This window comes from Pseudomonas sp. 273, from assembly GCF_029201425.1.
Classification (GTDB): domain Bacteria; phylum Pseudomonadota; class Gammaproteobacteria; order Pseudomonadales; family Pseudomonadaceae; genus Pseudomonas; species Pseudomonas delhiensis.
Window position 1 is genome coordinate 687,675 of record NZ_CP116775.1, and the last position, 20,690, is coordinate 708,364.

General features: G+C 64.2%; 30 protein-coding genes. 6 read left to right on the top strand and 24 right to left on the bottom strand.

Going from position 1 to position 20,690, the window contains the following annotated elements:
* The first annotated feature begins 199 nt into the window (after window positions 1-199).
* Window positions 200-1,324, top strand: coding sequence for an LPS export ABC transporter permease LptF (gene lptF, locus PKO50_RS03165; RefSeq protein WP_275628778.1), 1,125 nt, complete (start codon window positions 200-202; stop codon window positions 1,322-1,324).
* Window positions 1,317-2,384 carry an LPS export ABC transporter permease LptG gene (lptG, locus tag PKO50_RS03170; protein ID WP_275628779.1) on the top strand — a complete coding sequence of 356 codons (1,068 nt, stop codon included), beginning with the start codon at window positions 1,317-1,319 and terminating at the stop codon, window positions 2,382-2,384. The genes lptF and lptG overlap by 8 nt, the downstream gene beginning before the upstream one ends.
* A gap of 435 nt (window positions 2,385-2,819) precedes the next feature.
* Here the strand turns inward: lptG and PKO50_RS03175 are convergent, their stop codons facing one another.
* On the bottom strand, window positions 2,820-3,332 hold the full coding sequence (locus PKO50_RS03175) for an RDD family protein (RefSeq protein WP_275628780.1): 513 nt from the start codon (window positions 3,330-3,332) through the stop codon (window positions 2,820-2,822).
* 168 nt (window positions 3,333-3,500) lie between these two features.
* On the opposite strand from PKO50_RS03175, the gene PKO50_RS03180 reads away from it, so the two are divergent.
* Window positions 3,501-5,048: a cyclic diguanylate phosphodiesterase gene (locus PKO50_RS03180; protein WP_275628781.1), complete on the top strand. Its 1,548-nt coding sequence runs from the start codon at window positions 3,501-3,503 to the stop codon at window positions 5,046-5,048.
* Window positions 5,049-5,115: 67 nt separating this feature from the next.
* Here PKO50_RS03180 and PKO50_RS03185 read toward each other — a convergent pair whose 3' ends face one another.
* On the bottom strand, window positions 5,116-5,442 hold the full coding sequence (locus tag PKO50_RS03185) for a hypothetical protein (RefSeq protein WP_109933679.1): 327 nt from the start codon (window positions 5,440-5,442) through the stop codon (window positions 5,116-5,118).
* Window positions 5,443-5,532: 90 nt separating this feature from the next.
* Window positions 5,533-6,978: a SulP family inorganic anion transporter gene (locus tag PKO50_RS03190; protein WP_275628782.1), complete on the bottom strand. Its 1,446-nt coding sequence runs from the start codon at window positions 6,976-6,978 to the stop codon at window positions 5,533-5,535.
* Between the two features lie 307 nt (window positions 6,979-7,285).
* Here PKO50_RS03190 and PKO50_RS03195 point away from each other — a divergent pair, with 307 nt between their 5' ends.
* Window positions 7,286-7,522 carry a hypothetical protein gene (locus PKO50_RS03195; RefSeq protein WP_109933681.1) on the top strand — a complete coding sequence of 79 codons (237 nt, stop codon included), beginning with the start codon at window positions 7,286-7,288 and terminating at the stop codon, window positions 7,520-7,522.
* A 4-nt stretch (window positions 7,523-7,526) separates the two neighbouring features.
* On the opposite strand, the gene PKO50_RS03200 is transcribed toward PKO50_RS03195, so the two are convergent.
* Window positions 7,527-7,955 (bottom strand): type II toxin-antitoxin system HicB family antitoxin, encoded by a 429-nt coding sequence (locus PKO50_RS03200; RefSeq protein WP_109933682.1) that lies wholly within the window; start codon window positions 7,953-7,955, stop codon window positions 7,527-7,529.
* 47 nt (window positions 7,956-8,002) lie between these two features.
* Window positions 8,003-8,182: a type II toxin-antitoxin system HicA family toxin gene (locus tag PKO50_RS03205; protein WP_275628783.1), complete on the bottom strand. Its 180-nt coding sequence runs from the start codon at window positions 8,180-8,182 to the stop codon at window positions 8,003-8,005.
* A 596-nt stretch (window positions 8,183-8,778) separates the two neighbouring features.
* Here PKO50_RS03205 and PKO50_RS03210 point away from each other — a divergent pair.
* Window positions 8,779-9,606 carry a site-specific integrase gene (locus PKO50_RS03210; RefSeq protein ID WP_275628784.1) on the top strand — a complete coding sequence of 276 codons (828 nt, stop codon included), beginning with the start codon at window positions 8,779-8,781 and terminating at the stop codon, window positions 9,604-9,606.
* A 25-nt stretch (window positions 9,607-9,631) separates the two neighbouring features.
* On the opposite strand, the gene PKO50_RS03215 is transcribed toward PKO50_RS03210, so the two are convergent.
* The 15 genes from PKO50_RS03215 to PKO50_RS03285 all read right to left on the bottom strand — a co-directional run bounded on the left by PKO50_RS03215 (window position 9,632) and on the right by PKO50_RS03285 (window position 16,826).
* On the bottom strand, window positions 9,632-9,937 hold the full coding sequence (locus PKO50_RS03215; RefSeq protein ID WP_275628785.1) for a hypothetical protein: 306 nt from the start codon (window positions 9,935-9,937) through the stop codon (window positions 9,632-9,634).
* A complete protein-coding gene (locus PKO50_RS03220) occupies window positions 9,934-10,353 on the bottom strand; it encodes a hypothetical protein (RefSeq protein ID WP_275628786.1) in 420 nt (139 codons plus the stop codon). Before PKO50_RS03220 ends, PKO50_RS03215 begins: the two co-directional genes overlap by 4 nt.
* A gap of 88 nt (window positions 10,354-10,441) precedes the next feature.
* Window positions 10,442-11,083 carry a hypothetical protein gene (locus tag PKO50_RS03225; RefSeq protein ID WP_346770490.1) on the bottom strand — a complete coding sequence of 214 codons (642 nt, stop codon included), beginning with the start codon at window positions 11,081-11,083 and terminating at the stop codon, window positions 10,442-10,444.
* Window positions 11,080-11,397, bottom strand: a complete 318-nt coding sequence (locus tag PKO50_RS03230; protein ID WP_275628787.1) for a hypothetical protein — start codon at window positions 11,395-11,397, stop codon at window positions 11,080-11,082. Before PKO50_RS03230 ends, PKO50_RS03225 begins: the two co-directional genes overlap by 4 nt.
* Entirely contained in the window at window positions 11,394-11,819 is a 426-nt protein-coding gene (locus PKO50_RS03235; protein WP_275628788.1) for a hypothetical protein, read from the bottom strand. The genes PKO50_RS03230 and PKO50_RS03235 overlap by 4 nt, the downstream gene beginning before the upstream one ends.
* Window positions 11,819-12,022 (bottom strand): hypothetical protein, encoded by a 204-nt coding sequence (locus tag PKO50_RS03240; protein ID WP_275628789.1) that lies wholly within the window; start codon window positions 12,020-12,022, stop codon window positions 11,819-11,821. Before PKO50_RS03240 ends, PKO50_RS03235 begins: the two co-directional genes overlap by 1 nt.
* Window positions 12,019-12,243 carry a hypothetical protein gene (locus PKO50_RS03245; protein WP_275628790.1) on the bottom strand — a complete coding sequence of 75 codons (225 nt, stop codon included), beginning with the start codon at window positions 12,241-12,243 and terminating at the stop codon, window positions 12,019-12,021. The genes PKO50_RS03240 and PKO50_RS03245 overlap by 4 nt, the downstream gene beginning before the upstream one ends.
* Entirely contained in the window at window positions 12,240-12,764 is a 525-nt protein-coding gene (locus tag PKO50_RS03250) for a hypothetical protein (protein WP_275628791.1), read from the bottom strand. Before PKO50_RS03250 ends, PKO50_RS03245 begins: the two co-directional genes overlap by 4 nt.
* Window positions 12,761-14,059, bottom strand: a complete 1,299-nt coding sequence (locus tag PKO50_RS03255; protein ID WP_275628792.1) for a Lar family restriction alleviation protein — start codon at window positions 14,057-14,059, stop codon at window positions 12,761-12,763. The genes PKO50_RS03250 and PKO50_RS03255 overlap by 4 nt, the downstream gene beginning before the upstream one ends.
* Before the next feature lies 1 nt (window position 14,060).
* Window positions 14,061-14,291 (bottom strand): Arc family DNA-binding protein, encoded by a 231-nt coding sequence (locus PKO50_RS03260; RefSeq protein WP_275628793.1) that lies wholly within the window; start codon window positions 14,289-14,291, stop codon window positions 14,061-14,063.
* 45 nt (window positions 14,292-14,336) lie between these two features.
* Window positions 14,337-14,930 (bottom strand): DUF1566 domain-containing protein, encoded by a 594-nt coding sequence (locus tag PKO50_RS03265; RefSeq protein WP_275628794.1) that lies wholly within the window; start codon window positions 14,928-14,930, stop codon window positions 14,337-14,339.
* A gap of 45 nt (window positions 14,931-14,975) precedes the next feature.
* A complete protein-coding gene (locus tag PKO50_RS03270; protein ID WP_275628795.1) occupies window positions 14,976-15,221 on the bottom strand; it encodes a hypothetical protein in 246 nt (81 codons plus the stop codon).
* Window positions 15,218-16,060, bottom strand: a complete 843-nt coding sequence (locus PKO50_RS03275; protein WP_275628796.1) for an SPFH domain-containing protein — start codon at window positions 16,058-16,060, stop codon at window positions 15,218-15,220. The genes PKO50_RS03270 and PKO50_RS03275 overlap by 4 nt, the downstream gene beginning before the upstream one ends.
* On the bottom strand, window positions 16,057-16,317 hold the full coding sequence (locus PKO50_RS03280) for a hypothetical protein (protein ID WP_275628797.1): 261 nt from the start codon (window positions 16,315-16,317) through the stop codon (window positions 16,057-16,059). Before PKO50_RS03280 ends, PKO50_RS03275 begins: the two co-directional genes overlap by 4 nt.
* A gap of 110 nt (window positions 16,318-16,427) precedes the next feature.
* On the bottom strand, window positions 16,428-16,826 hold the full coding sequence (locus PKO50_RS03285; RefSeq protein ID WP_275628798.1) for a LuxR C-terminal-related transcriptional regulator: 399 nt from the start codon (window positions 16,824-16,826) through the stop codon (window positions 16,428-16,430).
* A gap of 230 nt (window positions 16,827-17,056) precedes the next feature.
* Here PKO50_RS03285 and PKO50_RS03290 point away from each other — a divergent pair, with 230 nt between their 5' ends.
* Window positions 17,057-17,311 (top strand): DUF1654 domain-containing protein, encoded by a 255-nt coding sequence (locus PKO50_RS03290; RefSeq protein ID WP_275628799.1) that lies wholly within the window; start codon window positions 17,057-17,059, stop codon window positions 17,309-17,311.
* Window positions 17,312-17,728: 417 nt separating this feature from the next.
* Here PKO50_RS03290 and PKO50_RS03295 read toward each other — a convergent pair whose 3' ends face one another.
* From PKO50_RS03295 to PKO50_RS34055, 4 genes are all read right to left on the bottom strand, one after another.
* Window positions 17,729-18,259, bottom strand: coding sequence for a hypothetical protein (locus PKO50_RS03295; RefSeq protein WP_275628800.1), 531 nt, complete (start codon window positions 18,257-18,259; stop codon window positions 17,729-17,731).
* 4 nt (window positions 18,260-18,263) lie between these two features.
* Window positions 18,264-19,337: a hypothetical protein gene (locus PKO50_RS03300; protein ID WP_275628801.1), complete on the bottom strand. Its 1,074-nt coding sequence runs from the start codon at window positions 19,335-19,337 to the stop codon at window positions 18,264-18,266.
* Window positions 19,338-19,507: 170 nt separating this feature from the next.
* Complete coding sequence (locus tag PKO50_RS34030; protein ID WP_276598443.1) at window positions 19,508-19,729, bottom strand: S24 family peptidase; 222 nt, start codon at window positions 19,727-19,729, stop codon at window positions 19,508-19,510.
* On the bottom strand, window positions 19,705-20,226 hold the full coding sequence (locus tag PKO50_RS34055) for a helix-turn-helix domain-containing protein (protein ID WP_346770491.1): 522 nt from the start codon (window positions 20,224-20,226) through the stop codon (window positions 19,705-19,707). The genes PKO50_RS34030 and PKO50_RS34055 overlap by 25 nt, the downstream gene beginning before the upstream one ends.
* Between the last annotated feature and the right edge of the window lie 464 nt (window positions 20,227-20,690).

The window sequence follows — 20,690 nt, forward strand, 5'->3', positions numbered from 1 at the left end:
GCAAGGTGTCCCCGGGACGAAGGGTCGAAGTGGCGGGTGGTCGGCGACCCGGCTTGGCTTCTGCGCAGTGACAGGCCCGGCGAATCGCAGGATAATGCCGCGTATTTTTCACCGGCCCCGTGCTATACGGGCCGGCAGTGCCTCACGGCGGCTAGTTTGAGCGTAGCCGCCCGAGCGTGACAACCCTGGAGTGCCCGGTTTGATTGTCTTCCGTTACCTGTCCCGTGAAGTGCTGATCACCATGAGCGCGGTGAGCGCCGTGCTGCTGGTGATCATCATGAGCGGCCGCTTCATCAAGTACCTGGCGCAGGCCGCCCAGGGCATGCTGGATCCCGGCTCGCTGTTCATGATCATGGGCGTGCGCCTGCCTGGCTTCCTCCAGCTGATCCTGCCCCTGGGCCTGTTCCTCGGCATCCTGCTGGCCTATGGCCGGCTGTACCTGGAAAGCGAGATGACCGTGCTCACCGCCACCGGCATGAGCCAGCAGCGCCTGCTGGCCTACAGCATGGCGCCGGCGGCGCTGGTGGCGCTGCTGGTGGCCTGGCTGAGCCTGTCGCTGGCGCCCCAGGGCATCGCCCAGATGCAGCTGATCCTGAACAAGCAGGACGCCATGACCGAGTTCGACACCCTGGCGCCGGGCCGCTTCCAGTCGATGCGCGACGGCTCGCGGGTGACCTACACCGAGCAACTGACCAACGACCGCACCCAGCTCGGCGGCATCTTCATCTCCGACAAAAACCCGCCGCGCAACGGCCAGGACCGCGGCCTCTCGGTGCTGGTGGCGAGCACCGGCGAACAGCAGATCCACCCCGACGGCAGCCGCTACCTGATCCTCAAGGACGGCTACCGCTACGACGGCACCCCGGGCCAGGCCGACTACCGCGCCATCAAGTACGACACTTACGGCGTGCTGCTGCCCAAGCCGGAGGTGAGCAGCGAGATCGACGACCGCGACGCCATCCCCACCAGCGACCTGTTCGCCAGCAAGGAGCCGCGCATGCGCTCGGAGCTGCAGTGGCGCTTCTCCATCCCGCTGCTGGTGTTCATCGTCACCCTGCTGGCGGTGCCGCTGTCCAAGGTCAACCCGCGCCAGGGCCGCTTCCTCAAGCTGCTGCCGGCGGTGCTGCTGTACATGGCCTACCTGGCCCTGCTGATCGCTGCCCGCGGCATGCTCGACAAGGGCAAGATCCCCATGGCTCTGGGTCTGTGGTGGGTCCACGCGATCTTCCTGGCCATCGGCCTGCTGCTGGCCTTCTGGGAACCGCTGAGTCTGAAATGGGCGGCCTCGCGCGCACGCTCCGTGAAGGAGCACAAGCATGCGTAAGCTCGACCGCTACATCGGCACCACCATCTTCGTCGCCATCCTTGCCGTGCTGGGGGTGATCCTCGGCCTGGCCCTGCTGTTCGCCTTCATCGACCAGCTCGGCGCCCTGGACGAGAACTACACCCTGGGCGTGGCCCTGAAATACGTGCTGCTCACCGCCCCCAGCCGCGCCTACGACATGCTGCCGATGGCCGCGCTGATCGGCTGCCTGGTGGGCCTGGGCACCCTGGCCAGCAACAGCGAGCTGACCATCATGCGCGCCGCCGGGGTGTCGCTGCAGCGCATCGTCTGGGCGGTGATGAAGCCCATGCTGGTGCTGATGTTCGCCGGCATCCTGGTGGGCGAGTACGTGGTGCCCTACACCGAGACCCAGGCCCAGAGCGACCGTGCGCTGGCGCAGAGCAGCGGCGGCGCGGTCAGTTCGCGCAACGGCTTGTGGCACCGCCAGGGGCAGGAGTTCATCCACATCAACGTGGTGCAGGCCGACGGCACCCTGCTGGGCGTGACCCGCTACGACTTCGCCGAAGGCCACGTGCTCAAGAGTTCCAGCTTCGCCAAGCGCGCGGTGTTCCGCGACGGCCAGTGGACGCTGGAAGAGGTGACCACCACCCTGCTGCACCCGCAGGAGAAGCGCAGCGAACTGGTCAGCTCGCCTACGGAAGCCTGGAGCATCCAGCTCAGCCCGCAACTGCTCAGCACCGTGGTGATGGAGCCCGAGGCCCTGTCCATCAGCGGCCTGTGGGAGTACATCCACTACCTCAAGGACCAGGGCCTGAGCACCAACCGCTACTGGCTGGCGTTCTGGACCAAGGTGCTGCAGCCGGCGGTGACCGCGGCCCTGGTGCTGATGGCCATTTCCTTCATCTTCGGCCCGCTGCGCAGCGTGACCCTCGGCCAGCGGGTGTTCACCGGCGTGCTGGTGGGCTTCACCTTCCGCATCGCCCAGGACCTGCTGGGCCCGTCGAGCCAGGTGTTCAACTTCCCGCCGCTGCTGGCGGTGCTGCTGCCGGCGGCGATCTGCGCGCTGCTGGGGGCCTGGTTGCTCAAGCGGGCGGGGTGATATCCCGGACGGTTCGGTGCGGCCGGCGGGCCTGATCGCGGACGGAGTCCGCTCCTACGGTTCCAGGAAGCACGGTTTTTCGTAGGATGGCGTTGAGCGAAGCGATACCCATCACCACGGCAGCATGGGTATCAAGCTCAACCCATCCTACGAAGAGCACCTCGGCGCAAGACAGGTTCAGGGAAGCACGGGCGTAGGAGCAACTGTCTTCTGGGCTCCCTCGTTCGCGGGGGTGACTGGATCAAAATTCGCGTCTCCCATGTCGCCCCATTGTAGGAGCGGGCCCTGCCCGCGATTCGCGCGCAGGGCGCGCTCCTACAGGGGAATGGCATGGCTCGGCTCGCGTAGGAGCGGACTCTGTCCGCGATTGGATTCCCAGGCCACGCCGGACGCCCCGGCGGCACGAACGACACCCTCTCCCTTCACGCCCCAGCCTCAGCCCCGCCCTTGCGCCGCCTTGCGCACCGCCTTGGGAATCTGGATCACCACGCTCTCCGAGTAGCGGTCCTGCCAGGTGCGCCTGTCCTTGTCCCAGAGCATCCACAGGAAGCCCAGCCCGCCGCAGGCCCAGGAGCCGATGGCGATCATGAAGCGCAGCAGCGCCTGCATCAGGCTGATCGGGGTGCCGTCGGCGTTCTGCACGCGCACGCCCCAGACCTGCATGCCGAGGGTCTGGCCCTTGTGCGTCCAGAACTTGGCGAAGAAGGCGAACAGGCTGACGAACAGCAGGCTGGACAGCAGCGGGTCGCCGACCAGCCCGCCCTGGTCGGCGAGCTGCCGGAGCTTCTCGCCACCCAGCAGCAGGCGCAGCAGCACCTGCTGGTAGAGCAGGGTGACCACCATCAGCAGGGCCACGCACAGCAGGAAGTCGTAGAACATGGCCGCGAAGCGGCGCAGCAGGGGCGCGGGGGGGAAATTCCCCTCCGGCTGGAGTCGGGCTTTGGGCATGGCGTCGTTCGGCGCTCGGGGCAGGGACGAGGCGGGGATTATACGACCTTTGGCGGATCGCCACCGAGGCCAGGGTGCCGCAGGCGGAATGATCTACGCTGGTTTCAGGTGCCCGCTCAGGCTGCTCGCCGAGCCCCGATGACAGCGGCGGCGCCGGGGATGACACGGATGCCTGGATCGAGCAAAGTCCGGCGCCTGCTCTGGCGCCTGTGCATTTCCCTGCTGGTCGCCCTGCTGCCGCTGCTGCTGGGCGGCGTGATCATCTATTGGCAGACCCAGGTCGGCCTCCGGCGCGAGGCGGGGCACGCCGCCAGCGAGGCGCTGCACCTGATCGACGTGATGCTCGCCAATGCCGCCGGCTCGGCGCGGGCCACACTCGCTTACGCCGCAGGGCCCTGCTCCGCGGCCGAGCTGGTACTGCGCGAACAGGTCGCCACCGTACCCTTCGTGCGCTCGGTCAACCTGGTGCGGGACGACAGGGTGTTCTGCACCTCGCTGTTCGGCGCTTTCGACGAGCCGGTGGACGTCGCCGCTTTCGTCGACGGGCGCCTCAACCTGCTGCCCGGCAATGCGGTGACGCCGGACTTCGCGCTGATCGTGTACCGCCTGGCCGAGGGCCGCGATGGCGTGCTGGCGGCAGTGGACGGGCGCTACCTGAGCAACGTGCTGCAACTGGTGGACCAGCGCAGCGACCTGGTGATCCAGGTCGGCCCGCGCTGGATGGACGAGGCGGGCGAGGTGCACGAGGGCACGCCCGACGCCTTCCCCCTGGCCGAGACGCGGCAGGCCTCGACGCGCTTTCCCTACCAGGTGGTCGGCGGCTTCCCGGCCGGCGCCCAGTGGCGGACCATGGGGATCGACTACTGGCCGCTGTTCGCCATGCTGGCGGTGCTCGGCGGGCTGTTCGGCATTGGCTGCTACTGGTTGCTGGGGCGCGCGGCGACGCCCACCCGCGAGATCGAGCGGGCGATGTATGCCGGCGAGTTCGTGCCCTTCCTCCAGCCGCTGGTGGAGGCCACCGGCGGCCGCTGGATCGGCGCCGAGGTGCTGATGCGCTGGCGCCACCCGCGCGCGGGGCTGGTCAGCCCGGACATCTTCATCCCCCTGGCGGAGCAGAGCGGCCTGATCGTGCCCATGACCCGTTCCCTGCTGCAGCAGCTGGCGGCCGTGCTGCCGAAGCATTCGCAGCTGCTGGGCGAGGGCTTCCACCTCGGCGTCAACGTCAGCGCCGTAAACCTGCGTAGCGGCAGCCTGTTCGGCGATTGCCTGGATTTCCTCGGCGCCTTTCCGGTGGGCTCGGTGACACTGATGCTGGAGCTGACCGAGCGTGAACTGATCGGCAGCGATGCGCACACCGACGAACTGCTCGGGCACCTGCGCGAGCTGGGGGTGAACCTGGCGATAGACGACTTCGGCACCGGCCATTCCAGCCTCGCCTACCTGCGCCGCTTCCACGTGGACGCGCTGAAGATCGACAAGAGCTTCGTCGCCACCGTCGACGACGACAGCCGTTCCCGGCATATCCTCGACAGCATTCTCGACCTCTGTGGCCGCCTGGACCTGCAGGTCATCGCCGAAGGCATCGAGACGCCGGCGCAGCGCGACTACCTGGCGGCCCGCGGCGTGCCCTGCCTGCAGGGCTACCTGTTCGGCCGGCCGATGCCGCTGGCGGAGTTCGTCGCCGAGCTGGAGCGCCGTGCCCGCCCGGGCGCCTAGCGGACGCCGGCTGGCTTCCGTCGAACGACGGCGCCCGCAGGGGGCGCCGTCGCCAGCACATGCGCGATCAGACGTAGGCCTGGGCGCGGCGCTTGCCGCGGGGTAGGCGGGCCTTGCCGGAGAGGGCGCTCAGGCGGGCCTGCCAGGTTTGCCAGGCGGCGCCGCTGGCGGGCTGTGCCGCTGCGCGGGCGGACTGCCGGCTCTTCGGCGCCGCAGCCGGGGCGGGCTTCGCGACGGCTGCGGCGGCACCCGCGGCGTCCTGCGCCTGGGTGAAGGCGTTGGTGCGGCGGCAGGCCTTGCAGCTGACCTGCGCGGCGACCTGCGAGCCCGCCACGTTCGGGTCGCTGCGCCCGCAAGCGGCCTGGCTGGTGCCAATCAGGAAGTGAGTGACCATGTGGACCTCCTAGTCAGAAAAGGGGCGGCATTATTCCACAGGGTTCCCGGCGTACCAGCGCGGCCGGTCGTTTTCGGAAGAACGTCCGAATCAGCCGTGCTGCACCCCGGCACGCTTGAACAACTGCCTGCAGCGCTCGGACAGGTGCACCACGCGCAGGTGCTTGCCGGCCCTGGCGTAGCGTTCGCGCAGGGTCTTCAGCGCAGCGATGGCCGAGTAATCGACGAAGCTCAGGTGGCGGCAGTCCAGGGTGACCTGCGGCGGGTCGCCGGCCGGGTCGAACTGCTCCAGGAAGGGCGTGGTGGAGGCGAAGAACAGCGTGCCGTGGATGCGGTAGAGCTTGCTGCCGTCGGCTTCCAGGTGGCTGTCGGCGTACAGCTCGCGGGCGTGCTTCCAGGCGAAGTCCAGGGCGGCCACGACTATGCCGCAGAGCACGGCGGTGGCCAGGTCGGTGAAGACGGTGATGACGGTCACCACGGCGATCACCAGCACGTCGCTCGCCGGCACCTTGCCCAGCACCCGCAGCGAGGCCCAGGCGAAGGTCTGCTGGGCGACCACGAACATCACCCCCACCAGCGCCGCCAGCGGGATGCGCTCGATCAGCGGGGAGAGGAACAGCACGAAGAGCAGGATCATCACCCCGGCGACCACCCCGGACAGCCGGCCGCGGCCGCCGGAGCCCAGGTTGATCACGGTCTGGCCGATCATGGCGCAGCCGCCCATGCCGCCGAACGCCCCGGAGACCATGTTGGCCGCGCCCAGGGCCACGCACTCGCGGTCCGGGTAGCCGCGGCTCTGGGTGATCTCGTCGGTGAGGTTGAGCGTCAGCAGGGTTTCCAGCAGGCCGACCAGCGCCATGAGGATGGCGTAGGGCGCGATGATCCGCAGCGTCTCCAGGTTCCACGGCACCTGCGGCAGGGCGAAGGCGGGCAGGCCGCCGGCGATGTGCGCCATGTCGCCGAGGGTGCGCGTGGGCAGCCCGAGCAGGTGCACCAGCAGGCCGACGCCGAGGATCGCCACTAGCGCCGGCGGCACCGCGCGGGTCAGCTTCGGCAGCAGGTAGACGATGGCCATGGTCAGCGCCACCAGGCCCAGCATCAGGTACAGCGGCGCCCCGCCGAGCCAGGCCCCGCCACTCTTGAAGTGCTCCAGTTGGGCCAGGGCGATGATGATCGCCAGGCCGTTGACGAAGCCCAGCATCACCGGGTGCGGCACCATGCGCACCAGCTTGCCCAGGCGCAGCAGGCCGAAGGCGATCATCACCAGCCCGCCGAGCAGCACCGTGGCCAGCAGGTACTGCACGCCGTGCTGCACCACCAGCGCCACTATCACCACCGCCATGGAGCCGGCCGCACCGGACACCATGCCCGGCCGGCCGCCGAACAGCGCGATGAGGGTGCAGATGAAGAAAGCGCCGTACAGGCCCATCAGTGGGTTGAGGTGCGCCACCAGGGCGAAGGCGATGCACTCGGGCACCAGGGCGAAGGACGTGGTGAGGCCGGCCAGGATGTCGGCACGCAGACGGGCGGGTTTCATGGCGTTCCTGAAGTTGGACCGGTGTGGGCGGTCGCGGGGCAAGGCGGAAAAAGGAGGCGAATGGTACGGAATCACGGATGCGGGAGCCAGTCGGAAAGGCTGCCGGCGCGCTCTGCCGGTAACCGGAAACCAGCTATTCATGGCTTTCGGAATTCATCGCCAGCTTGCGCGGCAAGCTACCCGAAGCAGCCTGATACAAGCCCGTAGCGCCGAGGCTTTTCGTTTCTGGCCTCCAGCATTAACCTGTGCGGCTCTGCTCCGCAGGGCGAGCCATCGGCTGATGGGCTCCACCTGCAGGACATCCGCCATGAGCAGAAGCCGACGCAAGACGCCCATCTGCGGCATCACCACCGCGGCCAGCGAACGTTTCGATAAACAGACCTGGCACCGCTCCTTCCGCAAGGCCGAGCGGCAACGCCTGGCCAGCGACCCCTTCTCCGAGCCCCATCACTTCCGCGAGTTCTGCAACGACTGGTTGATGCACAAGGACGGCAAGTACTACTGGGGGCCCGAGCACTCCGGCGCCAAATGGCTCCGCAAGTAGCTGTTCACGCCGCTTCCACGGTGATGCTGAGACGCTTGCCGAGCGCGCCCAGGGCGAGCTCCAGCTGATCCATCTTCGAGGTGTGCAGGAAGTCCACGAGGCGGTCGCCCTGGGTCTGGGCCACGCCCAGCAGCCGGCACAGGTCGGCCTTGCGCATGCCGCGCTGCATCATCTCGTTCCACAGCGCGATCTTCGCCACGGTAACCGCGGGCAAGTGCACCACGTGCTCGCCGGCCTCCGGCGCGGAGGCGGCCGGAATGGCGCGGCGCTCGTCCACGTACAGCGACAGCGTGGTTTCGATTGCATCCAGGGCCTCGCGGATCGCGTGGTCCCGGTCGTCGCCGAAGCTGTTCAGCTCCGGCAGGTCACGGCAGAACACGGCGATGCCCGGGGCGCTGTCGTCCTGCTCGAAACGGATTGGATAGTCGTACATGGCTGTCCCCTCTCAATGGGTGACGATGTCCAGTTCAGGTGGCGCCCTTAGAGCCCCGGTTGCTTGATGATCGCCTTGCGGGTCGGCTCCGGCATTTCCCTGGCGCCGTGGTCCGCAAAGGTCGTCGTCCTCCCGTTGGGTGCCGTGATCTTGAAGTGGCTGCCCTTGCCGGCTTCGAAAGTCACGCCCTGGGCTTTCAACCAACGCCTGAATTCACTGAACTTCATCACCTCGTCTCTGTTGATTGGACGAAGTCAACTTACCACATTTTTGTGGTTATAAAACAATTCTGTTGTATGGAGAGGCAGCGGGTGGTGCAGGCTTTCGAGCGGGGCTCGGATGTCGGTACGTGAAGAGGCCGATCTGGGCGATCAGCTTCCCGCGGAAGGAGGGGGAAGGCGCGGCGCTACTGGTCGCCGTGTTTCACGCCGCCAGAAACGCAAAAGCCTGCAAAATCAAGATTTCGCAGGCTCTTAGTGGTGCCCCGGGAGAGACTCTAGCGGAGTCTGGTAGGTTCATGCAACTACGATAGACTTCCTGAAAGTGCCTGATTGCAAAGGGTTTACGCCAAAATGAAAACAGCGGCTTCCAGTATCTTGGCGTAAATTCCTGCTACCCTTTACGCCAAAATTACGCCAAGGCGGGGTGTCGGGTGGCAACGTACAGGAAGCGGAGCGGCGGCTGGCGCGCCGAGGTAGCCAAGAAGGGAATCAGGGACTCAGGGACGTTCCCCACGAAGGCCGAGGCGGTGGCCTGGGCGACCAAGCGGGAGGCCGACATCCTTGCGGGAGTTGGGGGCTCTAAGCGGGCATCCAACCACACCTTGAAGGACGCCATCGAGAAATACAAGGCCGAGGTCACGCCGACCAAGGCCGGCCAGCGCTGGGAAGAGATCCGGCTGGACAAGTTCATCAACGACCTAGAGTTCATCGGTGAGCTCATCGGCGACATTGAGGCTGACCAGATCGCTGAATGGCGCGACGCCAGGTTGAAGGCAATCAAGCCGCCGTCGGTCCGCCGCGAAATGACCTTGCTGTCCAGCGTCTTCGAGCACGCAAAGAGCCCTTGGAAGTGGATCAGCAGCAACCCTGTGCGCGAGGTAAAGCGCCCGAGCAACGGCCGACCGCGCGACCGCAGGATCTCCGCGGACGAGGAGCGCAAACTGCTGGATGAGTTGGGGTACGTGGAGGGCGCCGCGCCGGAAACGAAGATGCAGGAGCTGGCCTATGCCTTCCTCCTCGCCCTAGAGACGGCGATGCGCCAGGGCGAGATCCTGGGCCTTGTCCGCAGTCGTGTGCACCTGAAGGGCCGATATGTCGACCTCACCAAGACCAAGAACGGTGACGCCAGGAAGGTGCCGCTGAGCACTCGCGCCGCAGCGTTGCTGAAGGTCGTGCTGGATGGGGCAGGGGAGCGTGACGAGGTGTTCACCCTGACGTCAGGCTCTGCTGATGCGCTGTTCAGGAAGGTGCGCGACAGGCTGGGGATCGATGGCCTTCACTTCCACGACACCCGGCACGAGGCGACCACCAGGCTGGCCAGGAAGCTGGATGTCCTGGACTTGGCGCGGATGACTGGGCACCGCGACCCGCGCTCGCTCATGGTCTACTACAACGCGACGGCTACCGAGGTGGCGAGCCGGTTAGATTGAGGTGGGGGTAGCGCTTCGCTACCCCCTATTTGCGAGACCTCCCTTTGGGGAGCTTGCTACTGTTCTGCCGTGCCCATTTCTTCACGTCTGCAGCGAACCAGCGCTTCATCGACTTCACAGTGCCGCACGGCTGCAGCGGTTCAGGGAAGTCCGGCCTGATGGTCACGCGCTGCTCCACCGTCACCGGAGATAGCTTCAGGTATTCGCCGATCTCCTTCGTGGTCCACAGTTCCTCCTCGGGCGCCACCTTCGGCCCGCGCAGGTGGGCCAGCAGGTCACGGATGGCGCCGGCCAGGTCCTGCTCCTGACTCTGGCGATTCTCTTCGATCATTCCTCACCCCCAGCGTGGCGCGCCACGTTTTGCTGTCGTGCGTTTTCGTGGCGCGCGATCAGCGCCTCCACCTCAGCGATGAGCGACTCCATGCCAGCGGCGAAGCTGGCCGGCCTGCTCGATGCTCCCTTCCTCAACTGCTGGAACACCTCCTGCGCCTTGCCGTGATGCGTGAGCATTCCGGCGAAGCCGCGGAGGAAGTCCTGTGCCGCTCGGCGCCCTTCCAGGAACAACACCCGGTCGAGCCTGGGCCCGGCCTGCTGCACTTCGGCCGGCGCCGGCGCTGCAGGTTGTTCCGTTTGAACCGGAGCAGCCGGTGCCGCCTTCTCCTTGGATGCCCGGCGCGCTGGTGCTGGCGCTATTCGCCTGGCCCGGTCCATGGCTTTCCGTGCGAGCGATCCGAGAGGCTTAGCCATGGCGGGCCTCCTTGCCGATTGCGGCCAGCTCCGCCACCAGGTCATCCACCCGCCCGTAGAACTTCCCGCCGTCCTCGTTCGCGTAGCGCTACACCATGTCACGCACCATGGTCACGTTGGCCAACCCCTGCAGTTCGACCTGCACAGGTGTGGCGTCACTCGCTGGCGCGTGGATGAAGCCGTCCGCCTTGATCCTGAGCGTGCGCACCGGGCGGATGCCCATCTCCCTCGAAGCCCAGTTCGTGGTCGGGGTGCACCAGATGTGCACCGCAGAGTTCCAGGCGCTTCCAGCGCTGCGCTGGGTGCTGCTCCAGTAGCTGTGCTGCGTGAATGCCTGGGCCGGGCCGCCTTCACCGTCCGAAGGCCAGTAGCGGCCCCAGTCCTTGAGCTGGGTAAGGTTGGCCCGCAGCACCTGCAGTTCCTCGATGGCCGGGATGTGCCAGCCGCGGTGGCCACGGATCACCATCTTCAGCACCTTGGCCGCGATAGCGCTGCCGGCCTCGGCCATCGCCTGGGTGTTGGCCATGCCGTCGAAGTAGGACTTGGCGCCGCGGATGTTCGGCTTGGGCCCGGCGCGATCCCACCACTGTGCCGTCAGTTCGAAAGCCCGGCCGGCATCGATCACCGCGTGCTCGGCACCTTCGAAGTAGATCCGGCCTGCGTAGAACCCGCCGGCGAGAGGTTGGCCAACCTCAGGGAGGGCGGCCTGGCTGATCTGCTGGCGCTTCATGCGGACACCTCCTTTCCGATCAGGGCGCCGAGTTCGCCCTCGACGGTCTCCCCGGCCTCTTCTTGCGCGACTTTCTCCAGAGCCTTGATGGCGGCTCGGACATACTGCGGGACGGCCTCGGCTCGCTGGTGCCATTTGGCAAGGCGTTGCTTGGCGTCTTCGCTGATGTCACCCAACTGCGGAGCAAGCTCGTGCACGGTGGTGATGATCTCCTCCGGCTGCGCACCAACCTCGCAACGTACCCAGGCAATCAGCCGGCGCAGGTGGTTCATTTCGGAACGGGACAGCCGGCGTGCGGTCATCTGCCTGCTCATGCCGACTCTCCCCGCGTGACCGATGCCGCCGCATCGCAGTTCTCGCACACGCCATTGTTGGCGGCCATGAAGCCGGCACCGAAGCTGTCGCCCGGGTAGGCGTCGCCGCACGCACACTGGTACTCGACAGGGATCGCGATGAACTCCGGCCAGCGCGGACGCCTGGTGTCGATCCGGGCACGAATCGCCGCGACGATGGAGAATGCTGCGATCTCGATTCGCGAGCGGTCCGCTTCGGCCAGGTCGTTCCAGGGGATCGACTTGTGGGACGTGAAGCGATGAAGCTCCAGGGCTGCGGCGCGCACGTCGCTGGCATAGAGGTGGCCCTCGGCCGACTTGGCGCGCTGCTTCCAGTAGCTGGCCCGGCGCCGTGCCTCCTCGAGCTCGGCGAGCAGCTGGCGCTGTTGGTGATTGGTCTCCATCACTCGCCCTCCACCACCTTGATGCGCAGGTCCATGCCGCAGGCGCTAGCCAGGCGCACCAGGTCGCCGATGGTGCTGCGCTCGTTCTGCAGGGCGGTGCCCAGGTCGACCAGGCGCGCGCCGAGGATGTAGAACGGATTGGGGTTCGCCGGCTGCGGTGCGCCCTGGTGGGCGCCGGCCGGCACGTGTGCGGTCACGGTCATAGGATGAACCTCGGCTGTGGCCGTTGGACGCCAGGGGCGGCCGCGGGCGTGATCGGCTTCGGGCACGAGACCACCAGGGTGGTGCCGCGCATCTCGATGGTGGGTTTGGCCAGGCGACGGGCTTCGTCGCGCTGCTCGACGGCGGCGAGGAAGAGGCCGAAGAAGGCGATGGCTGCGATGCTGAGCAGGCAGTGCCAGGCCCAGTGCTGACGGTTGCTCATGCGTCCCCCAGTGCGCGCCGCATGAGCGCGTAGGTTTCCGGGGCGTGGTTGCTGTACCGCCAGTCCAGGCCGGCCTCGCGCAGGAACGCCTCGGTGATGGGTTCCCAGCTCGAGGCCAGGGCCGCCCACTGCGGGTTGTGCTGCGCCATTTCCCCCATGCGCGGCTTCCACTCGGGAATCAGGTCGAGCAGCAGCAGGCAGCGGTTCAGGTCGTCAGGATCGTGCGGGTACGGGAAGCCATTGCGAGGAGCCAGCCCCAGCATGTGGTCGTGGATGGCACGTGAGGACATGCCCACCTGGCCGTCGCGCAGCCACTTGGTGGCCCGCTGTTCGATGGTGGAGCCGGCGCCGGGCATGGATACGTCGTAGCCCAGGGGACAGCCGGCGTTCTCCAGCGCCTGGACACAGGCATCTTCGAAACCGGCCTGGCTTACCCGGCCCTGGATCAGGTCGTTCATCACCGGGGTGATCGCGTTGAGCTGGCGCTGGTTGAGCACGTGGCCCTTGAGGGTGATGCTCATGCGTCACCGCCTTCCGCCGGCGCGGTCCAATTGTGAATAGCCAGCTCCACGCGGTCGGCCGCGACGTCAACGCCTGCGCACAGCACCCGGGGCGCCGGATCAATGTCCGGGCGAGGGAACAGGTTCAGCCCTTCGGCATGCCCGGCTTGATAGAGCTCGGCATGGCGCTCGTCTCGGTTCTGCCAGAGGCCCACGGCATCCTCAAGCGCCGAGTCATAGTCGCTGGCGTCGGAAATGTTCCTCTGGAGGGCCGGGCCTTGGGCACCGCATTCGTGGCAGAACACGCAAGCTTCTACCCACAGACCGTCGCTGCCGTAGTTGTCCATGCGGGGCGCAGCCCCGAAGGGATGGTCGGCGTGCGTGACGATAGGCTTCGGCGGGCCTCCGCAGAAGCCGCAGGGCTTGAGCAGTACCTGTCCGGTGAGCTGTTCGTCAACGTCGGCACAGTCTCTGCAGACGCCACGTTCGCGGATGAAGGCGGCCTCATCGCTGTCGCCGGCGAACCAGTGGTCATAGCGGCAGGCGACAGGATGGATGGCCTGCTGCTGGCGCTTCAGCTCGGTGACCACCACCTCGACGGCCTCGATCACCGGCACGCCGACATAGCCGTCCTCGATCTCCACGCGCTCCAGCCAGTCCTCAAGAACCAGGATGCTTTCGGCCAGCTCGGCCTGATCCTCGCGCAGGCCGGCAGCCACCTGCTCGACTTGGGCCAGGTGCTCATCCAGCGGGGGAAGCTGCGCGCCAGAACCATCACCAGTGGCGCCGGCGGTGCCGGTGATCACGTCGAAGATGCTGGGCTTGAGGGGAACAACCGGCGCGGAGTGGGGGTGCTCGCCGGGATTAACCGGGCGGCGAGCGGCTGCGGCGCCAGGGTAAGCCGGTTCTGCAGCAGCGCCAGAGGCAGGGGAACCTCGCTCTGCGCGCGCCCCGGAGTTATCCAGGAATGCCGCAGTGAGCTCGCGGATGCGGTGCAGTGCGTCCATGGCCTGTAGGGCGGAGCCGTTCTGCCCAGCCTCGGCGTGCCGCTCGATGTTCAGCGGCGTGTTCTCCAGGCCGGCGACAACGCTTTCCAGGGTATTGGCACCCTCCACGTAACGCTCGACCGAATCGATGTAGCCGGCAGCAGATTCGGCTGCCAGGCGCTTGTCCTCTATGGCGTTGCCCTCGGCCACCTCGGAGATCACTGCACCTGCGCGGCCGATGGCAATCGGCATGCCCGGCTTCAGGTACGGGCGAACCGAGTCGAGCAGCATGCCCATGCCGGATTTCAAAACAAGGGTGATCCGTTCCATTTCAGTTGCTCCCGGCAGCCTTGGTCAGCGCGTCGAGCAGCGCCTGCTTCTGCTGCTGGCCGTGCAGGTACTCGCGCAAGGCGACGACGACCAAGCTGTTCATGCTGCGCTCGTCACGGCGTGCAGCAGCTTCCACTTCGTCGCGCATGCCATCGGGCAGGCGAACGATGAACTTGTCGGCGTCCCGGCTGTTGAAGGTCGGCGCCTTCGGAACGCTGGTTGCTGGTTTCATGGCAATACCTCTCCGCTGGTGCTGGCCAGAGAATGAATAAGTGGATTACTGAAGGACTCTGCGGACGGGGCGGGCGACGCGCTCGAAGTCCTTGTCGTTGATGTTCTGCCAGCCATCTCCGAAGTCCATGTAGTAGGCGCTGTAGGCGGAGCGCTGCGTGCTCGACCAGTGGGCGCCCTTGGTGAATACCTCGGGCACGTTGATCTCGCCCAGCATCAGCTCGCGGCGTGCGGGCAGGTAGAAGTCGGAATGGCCGTCGGCGGTGTACTGCGCGGCGAAGCTGGCTGCGGGGTGATCCTGGCCGTCGGACAGCAGGGCCAGGGTGTTCGCCGCGCCGTCGTGAGCGCTGTCTGCGCCCTTGGTCTCGTGGCCATACCCGCCGAATGCGGCCTTGAACTCCGACCCGGGGGCGCACGCCACCACCAGCGGATAGGCCGGGTTGCCATCGCGCGCCGGCATCCAGCCGATGAAGATGCCGCCCTCGCCTTCCCAGTACTCGCCGACCTCCGGGGTGGGGAGGAGGAAGCCCGAGGTTGCGAAGCGGGCCGCCAGCGGCTCGGCGCTGAGCAGGGAAGGAGCCTGGTTGGCGCTGGCGCCCACGGTTACGAACAGGTTCTTGATGTTGATCGAGGTCTTCATGGGGTAATTCTCCTTGGCGGGGCCGGCAACCCGGCCCCTGACTGGTTACGGGCGCGGCGCGTCGATCTGCGGGCCGCCAGGTCGCGGGCCAGCCACGTCAGCCTGGGAAACGCCGTCGCCGAGGACCTCGATGCGCCCCTCGTCGAACCACTGGCTTTGCTGGTAGTTGCCGTCCTTCGCCGGCGGGACGATCACGTACTGGTCGCAGCCGGTGAGGTACTGCGCGCGGCCGGTGACGATTCCCTCGAAGCCGGTGATCTTGTCGCGGGCCTTCTTGCCGAGCTCGATCATTTGCTTGCTCCCACGCCGATGAAGGGGAGGGGCGATCCATTGGCCATGTACTGTGGGAGCTTGCCGTTCCACTTCTCCACGGCGTTCAGGGTGACCACGTCCGGGTTCGCCCGCAGGGCCGTGGCGCGGATCTCGATCGCCTTGGCGTCCGCCTGGGCCAGCGTCAGCTTCGCGTCGGCCTCACCCTGAGCGCGGGCCCGCTCCTTGTCCGCCTCGGCCTTGGCCTGGGCGACCTCATTGCGGCGCTGCTCGGCCATCTGGGTGGCCTGGATCTTGGCGTTCAGGCTCTGGGTGACTTGCGGCGGCAGCACCAGGTCGGAGGCGTAGTAGATGCGCTCGACGTTCAGACCGATCGGCGCCACCTGCTCGCGCACGCGCTTCTCGACGGCCAGCAGCAGGTCGCTCTTGCCGGCGCCGTAGACGCTCTCCACCGGCAGCTTCGATGCGATGTCGTTGAAGGCGTCGCGCACCATGTTCCGCAGGAACTTGTTGGTGATCTCGTCGATGCCCGCCCGGTACTTCTGGAACAGGGTGGTGACCTTGTCCGGCGCGACCGAGTAGGTGATGCCGACGGCGCCGCCCACCTTCATGCCCTCAACGGTCTGGAAGCTGATCGCTTCCTCGCCGCCCCAGGTCTCGGTCTGTGTGAAGGTGGGGAACAGATAAAGCTCCTCGTTCAGGCTCACCCAATAGCGGCCGGTGCCGACCTCCTTCATGTCGACGCCCTTGTCGGATCCGTACAGGTTGACGATCACGCCGACGTTACCGGCGGGGACTTTCGAGCAGGCCGACAGGGCGGCGAGCAGGCACAGCAGGAAGGCGGTGGTGATCCGCTTCATTGGTCGTTCTCCAGGTTGGTGGTGGTGCGTTTTTCCGCGCATGCGCGGCATTTCAGGGTGAAGTGCAGGACCAGGCAGCCGGTTCCGATCAGCCACACCGCGGGGATCAGGAAACCCATGGCGACCAGCAGCGAGTCGGTGCTGCTGACCATGGCCGGAGCCATGCCGCCGAGCAGGGCCACGCTGAAGGCCGCGTAGAGCAGAGCCGCGAGGCAGATCAGGAACAGGCGGCCAGGCCGCATCAGGGTGTTGCGCATGTCGTCTCCTTTCTCCGGGCAAGCCGATCCCCTGCCGGGCTACTCGGCTTTCCGAAAATCAGTTGTGGGTGGTCACCGGACTACGCTCGATCAGGAGCGCACGCCGCTGATCACGCGGCTATCAGTCCTGCCTCTTCGCTGCGGCGGCCCGCCTGGCGCAGCTCGGTCTTGCGCTCCGGCGGGCGGCGGTCGCGGCGCATCGGATCGTCGTCGAGGATGGGGTGAAGCGCAGCCATGCCGGCCAGCACCATCACGCAGGCCGGGGCGAGGATTCCGCGCTTGAACGCCTCGGCGACGAGGGCTGCCCGGCGGGTGATCCCGAGCTTCGTGGTAGCTGCCAAGACGCGCTTGTCGACCGTGGCCGGCTGCATGTCCAAATCGCGAGCAAGCTCCTTCGAGGTACGACCAGCAGCGATGCCCAGGACGCACTGCAGCTCCCGCAGGGAAAGGCCCTTGCCAAGGAAACCGGTGAGGCCGTGTGCGGTGATGCTGGTTGTTGCAGTGGTCATAAACGTTGCTCCATGCAGATGCTTAAATTTCTCGCCTTGCTGGCGGCACATCGCTTGATGTTGAGAAGAATATTAGGCATACCTTTCATTGGAATCAATAGGCATGCCTAATTTATTTCGTGACCACAATCGTATGAGGTGGCCAAAGGCCTGGGCGATAGGAACGGGCTTGCAGTACATTGAATCTCGAAATACTGTATGAATAAACAGTAAATGGGTGGAGGTTCAGCATGGCAAAGGCAGCACGCAAGCAGGAAAAGCAACCGTCCGGGTACAGTCTTCTGGTGGCGAGGCTTCAGCGGCTGATTAGCTCGCCGCCAGTGCAGCGGGTGCGAGCGGTGACAATCCGCAAGTTGGAAGAGGAGGCGCAGGAAGACTGGGAGCGGCTGTTGGAAGAGATGCGCTCAAACGATGGGCTGGAGATCGAGGAAGGCGAGGAGGGCGCCGTCACCATCCGGTGGCAGGTAGACGAGAGCGCTTGGTAGGAAGAGACCAGAAACGAAAAGCCCCGCCGAAGCGGGGCTATTGATGCGATCACCAACCTGGTCCAATTCGCTCCAGCATCAGCCAGATGACGGAGACAATCGCTGCCGAGGCGATAGCCCAGGCGAAGAGAAGAACCCAGAAGGTCGGTCGATGTGGCTGCCCCATGGCGCCCTCCTGTGCAGATGCCAGAAAAAGAAAGGCCGCCTCGATCAGGGACGGGCGGCCGGAAAGGTCTCAGCACGGAATCTTCAGCGTAGCAGGCAGGAACTGGATCGCCAGAAACGAAAAAGGCCGTACCCAATCGATACGGCCTCGCCCGAAGCTGCTGTCTTCCCAGCTCCAGGGCAGGGAAAATTTACCAAAACGAGTAGGACGGTCAAGGGGCAGAAACGAAAAGCCCCGCGGTGCGGGGCTTCTCATTCATGCTTGTGGTTTAGAGATTCTAATTTCTTTTCGAGTTGCTTTTTTCGTACGCTTCGCTCAAAAACTTTACTTTTGAAGCTAGATATCTCTCTCCATTCATGAAGAATTAAGAAGATACTGGCAGTACTAATTCCAAGGCTCATTCCGGTGAATACGGTAACGATATGATAGATCGGCCAGCTTCTAGGGGAGAGAAGAAGGCCGAACGCTATTACCATGGCAGATAGTACGTAGAAGCAGATTGCTATCTGTACTTGTCTTATCTTGCCATCTATAGTTACTCTGATTCTTCGCCGCTCATTTCCACTTAGTCCTTTTGTTTCCCTAATTCCATTTAGGCTTGTCCATAGCTGAATTGCAAAGCCCATTGGCAAAAGAAACACGGTCAGCAAACCCCACTGTACAACTGGCGGGGTGTTCTGATCAAAGGATGAAACAATGTAATGAGCAGCAAGAGCCCCTATCGCGGCAGACAGAATTACTGCCATTGCCCCGAGCCCACTCCACCCTTGCTGTCTAATCATCGCGTCACTCTTCTGCGTTTTGCTCTGCGTCAGCGTCGCCCTGTCTGAGTTTGCCTACAAGCCAACCATGCATTTTGTGATACAGGACGCCCTCGTCAAGCAATCCATTCACCAGCTTGGATACGGAAATAGGGCCCGAAAGCTTCAGGTCGCCTCCCTTGATCTCCCCTCCGCCGTTCAGCTCGATCCGAACGTCAGCTTCGTCGACATGCCGCAGCGACGTGGCGATGTTATCAATGACCTGCTGCCCTGTCCGAGTCGTCTGACGGACGTAGGTGATTTCCAGGCTGACCTTGAGGTTAGCTTCGTCTAGGTCTTCTTCAAGGTCCAATCTGTTGAACCAATCCGCCCCGAGCGCCGCTTTTATCACGTCGCCGGCAAATCCTGTTGGGAAGAATCGTACCTTTCTGGCGCTTAGCTCCTCTATTTCTTCTTCGCCCTTGCCGGTCTGCGAAATGGCCGCCTGGGCACGCTCCCCCTCTGGGATTTCCTGCGCGGTGGTTAACGGTGAGCCGACATGAATCTTCTTCACGGGGGACCGGGAAATTTTCTCAAACGTAGCTTGAGACGGTTGATCCTGGAGAACGATTGCTGTTCCTAAGGCCACGCCTCCAAATGAGCCAATCAACCATCCAAGATGGGCCTCAAGCTCTCTGCATCTCAAGGCGCTTGATTGCAGTACAACTAAATGATTTTCAAATACCCCAAAGTACAAGAAAGAATCAACGAACTCTCTTCTGTGGCGGTCTCGCTCTTCTGGCTCGCTAATATTATTCAGGGCTTCATTTGTTAGGGCGTCTAATGCGTATGATTCGGCATCTTCATCAAGAGTTATATACGCCTGGCTTTTCCCTGGTTCGAAGTAAATCATTTGGCAGAACAGCATTCCACTATAGTCTCTCTTATGGTTTATCACCCGAAAGCTATTAGTGTCAGTGCTTACTATCTCTTTGCGGCTGCCGACTTTATGGGCTGTGCTTCCTTCCGAGAATACGCGACCAAGTATCTCTTGGAGAGTCCCTCCTCCGGATATTACTGCGCGCTTGTAATGAATCGTCTTTGTTACTGTCTCTGCCATTGATAAGTCCCTTTGCTTTATTGGCCATTTCTTATGAAGGATATTTTCAGGAACATGCGTTTCGCATATTCTGCACCGTTATCCCTACCTGAGTTCTTACTACCTTCCTTATTTTCTGGTATTCCAGATCAGCAACAAACGGGCGCCATTCCCCCATGATCTGCCTATAGCTACAGCACGCCGCGGGGTAGCTTGTAGTCGATCACGCGCCCAATGATGCGGACTGTCTCGCTGACCTCAAGCGTGCGATAGGTGGGATTCAGCGGTTTTAGGTATTCGAACCCAGCATCGCGGACATACTGCTTCACAGTGGTGTCGCGTTTCTTCCCCGGCTCGTAGCAGATCGCCACATAGTACTTCCCGCTGATCAGATCGAAGCCTTCAGGCTGCACCAATATCCGACTCCCCGGGGGAAGAGAGGCGTCATTGAGTCCCCGTTAACGACCAGCCAATACCCATGGAGCCCGGCCTTCTCTTCCGATTCCAGCCATTCGTCTGCATCGCCAGGCTGGAAATTGTCCGGGCTCTCTGCCCAGTCTCCAGCTCTAACCCAACTGATCACCGGATACTTCGTCCTTTTCCTTGGAATCGTGGCCACCGGGATGACGTTTGCGTGCTCGCTTAGCGAATGATCTGCCTGCTCGCTTTCATCCTTGCTCGCTATCGCTTGCTCGCGCATAGGGCCTTTCCCAGTTGCAAGCCATAAAGGGCTCACCTTTAGAAAGGTCGCTGCATTGAGGAGATTTTCTCCCTCAATGCTTTTCGTCTTTCCAGACAGCCAGTCATTTACCGAAGGCGCCTTAACGCGGCAGGCGCGCGCAAGCGCCGCTTGCGTAACCTTCGGCGGACCAGCCATCGCGTGCCTGAGTCGTTCTTGAAGTGTCTGCATTAGGTGAGCCTATCATTACGAGGGTAAGGTATTCCTATTGACCAGAATAAAAGGTATGCCTAACATCCTGATGCCGGAACAGCAGAGAAGCAGCACATGACCCCCAGCGAAATCATTGACGCCCTCGGCGGGACATTCCGCGTAGCGGAGCTGTGCGAGGTGAAACCGCCGTCGGTTAGTGGCTGGCGTAAGCACGGAATTCCTCGCGCTCGGCTGATGTTCCTTCGTGTTGCTCGCCCGGACGCCTTTAGGGACATCGATAGCTCCGCCGACCATGCCCAAATGATGCCCGCCGACTGCCAATCAGGGCAGCCCAACAAACCTGCTGGTGATCCATCCAGCACTGGGGGCTCAGCGTGAGCGCGGCGAATTTTCCGCGCACTGCGCGGGTGGAAAAAATCCAGAACTACGAAAAGTGGGCCCACGCCGGAGCAATTAAAGGAGTGAAGCAATCATTCCTGAGG